2 protein-coding genes and 2 pseudogenes are annotated in these 2,427 nt (G+C 40.8%); all 4 read right to left on the minus strand.

The window, feature by feature from the left end:
• Positions 1 to 131: 131 nt before the first annotated feature.
• A pseudogene (locus ACEO2X_RS13700) lies at positions 132 to 452 on the minus strand (OmpA family protein); the annotation flags it as partial.
• Positions 453 to 454: 2 nt separating this feature from the next.
• Complete coding sequence (gene tagF, locus ACEO2X_RS13705) at positions 455 to 1,414, minus strand: type VI secretion system-associated protein TagF (protein ID WP_225543553.1); 960 nt, start codon at positions 1,412 to 1,414, stop codon at positions 455 to 457.
• 37 nt (positions 1,415 to 1,451) lie between these two features.
• A pseudogene (locus ACEO2X_RS13710) lies at positions 1,452 to 2,303 on the minus strand (type VI secretion IcmF C-terminal domain-containing protein); the annotation flags it as partial.
• A gap of 31 nt (positions 2,304 to 2,334) precedes the next feature.
• Positions 2,335 to 2,427: transposase domain-containing protein (locus ACEO2X_RS13715; RefSeq protein ID WP_178867550.1), on the minus strand; the 93-nt coding region annotated here is incomplete at its 5' end.

The raw sequence follows: 2,427 nt of genomic DNA on the forward strand, positions 1-2,427 counted from the left end.
AGTTGTATGAGGGATAAGGGCAAATTGTAGGTTTTATCTCAGGTTCAAATTTAAGATTTTAGCAGCACTCCAAACTCTACAATTTGCGTATAGTGGTAGCTAATCACTATATCAATCAAGATACAAGCAGCACTCACCTTTCCTATCAAATCAATTTGAGTCCCTTTCACACGTAACTGCCCTTGAGAAATCTTTTTTAAATCCGCTGTAATCATACGCGAAACTGAGTCATCCCAACCATTCGGTGCAACAACTGCACGGACTTGAATTTTATCTAGTACCTGCGTTTCACCATACACAGCTTGCATTTTCGCCAAAATAGCTTGTTTACTTGCTTCGTTTGGCACCACACCTTCTATAACAATGGGCGCTGCATAGATCAAATGACTTTGGACTAAAAAACACAAGCCAATAAGTAGACTTACGCGAATACGTTTTTGATTATTTTTCATATTTATTTATCTAAAAAAGTTTGCCTAAACAGCTTCAAGGCTTGGTTAAGATTTAACTGCCGCTGACAAAGTAATTGTTCCAATGTTGCAAGACCTGCATTTTGTTCTAAATAAGCATCAATCCAAGTGGCTTGAATTAAAGAAACCCAATGTTCATCCTGCATATTTTGAATAAATAGATCGCGCAGCGTCATGACATCAGCCCCCTGAAAATCAATGATCAAAATGGGTGCCTCAAAATGTAGTATCCCCAGCAAAATTTCAGTATGATGCGCGCCTAAAAACCGCCCGATCATGCCCATCCAAAATGCTGCGATTTCAAAGCAATATCGCGGATGATTCAGCGGTAAAATCATCACTTTGTTTAAACGACGAGTGCCATTTTTGAGGACGGGTTGCAGTAAAAGTCCCAACCCAATCATACTCTGAGCCAAGTCATTGACACTGATTTTCATTAATTGTGCCAATGAATGCGTGCTGTGTTTTTCATAAAAGTCTTGGTATTCTTCTGCACTCAAAAGTTGAACCCTATTCGGCAATTGATTCAACAGTTCAAATGACATATTGGGATCACAGATATTGCTTAAGACCTGATTGCGTTGCAATAAATCAGTCCAAATAGCTTTGTAAGAAAATGGCGCAAATAACAAATTTTGACTGGGATTTCCGACCTCAAACAACTGACCCAGTAGCATTGGAAATGCCCGCCCCGAGCTATCTTGGCTCGCCTTTAAATTAACAGCTAAAAACATTGGTTCTGCTGGATGGGCAATCAAAAAATCTAAAGCAGGCAAAGTTGCATAACGCTGTTTAAAATCTGCGCTCTGCATGGCATGTTCCAATGCATTACTAATCCACTGATCGAGCTGCTGAATGAGTTCCGATTGCCCTTTAGACTTTATAAAATCACCACGGGCAGGTATTTTTCCATAATATAAAGGTACGGTTTTTACTGCTTGCATACCCACCACGCCTTTTGCCAAGTGTTATTTCTCTTGATCATTGCGGAACGCCTCCCACTTGTGCAGACATTGTAGTTTTAGACTGCGTAGCCGCTGTTTGTGCGGGACTCATTGCTGTCGTTTGTGCAGCAACCACAAGAAGTGCTTTGGTCGTGGTGACTTGATCGACCAACTGCAACCCCACATAACCACGACTTGAACCAATATTGCACGAGCTATGTCCGCTAATGAGTCGGAAATTCACTTTTAAAGATAAAGATGGTTCCGTTTTACTGACCCAAGTCATTTCAAAGTGACCGTTTTGCTCTTTGCGCTGTGCAGCATCAATTAAACGGTTAATGCCATATTCGCCCGGTGCTTCAAAAATAGTATGCGACTGACCGTTTAAATCGACTGCACTAATACGCACGCCGGGAATTGCGCCTGGATTGGGCCACACAAAGTTGACCCATTGTTGAATTCCATTTTCAAACTGCATTCGCTGACCATCAATATCGATGCTATACGATAAAAATTGTGGGTGCTGTAATGGATAAAATTGGAAATTGGATTGATTTGAAACAGCAGATGTTGCAGGCTGATCTAAACGTCCTGTTGCCATACCATGAATTGGCGCAACATATTGCGGAAATGCCATCACAAACTGAGGATTTAAATTTAAGCCTAAATCTTTCCATGTTTTTGAAGTTAAGACATAACCACGACGAATCAACAACGGATCTAAAGTGTCTTTGACAAAGCCAGCAATACTTCCTGTTTCACCAAAAATTTGTCCCATTTCCTGACTGGTTGCCTGTAAAGTCCCCCCTGAATGAAATGGATATTTCTGACCTAAATGTGTTGCAAACGGTTGATAGGCTTGAATACGCCATAATTTATTAATTTCATCGTAAGCGTCCGCTGAACCCCATGCCTATTTTTTAATTCGGTTCAGGTTTCCAGCGGTGTGGTAGCAATTCTTCAATCTGAGTCACTTTATGTGTCGGCAACCTTTTCAGCACATCACTTAAATA

Origin of the sequence: Acinetobacter sp. AL9 (assembly GCF_041464035.1) — a bacterium.
In the GTDB taxonomy this organism is placed as follows: domain Bacteria; phylum Pseudomonadota; class Gammaproteobacteria; order Pseudomonadales; family Moraxellaceae; genus Acinetobacter; species Acinetobacter towneri.

Excerpts from the sequence above, each read along its gene's own strand:
- tagF (WP_225543553.1), bottom strand. The coding sequence starts at position 1,414 with ATGCAAGCAGTAAAAACCGTACCTTTATATTATGGAAAAATACCTGCC.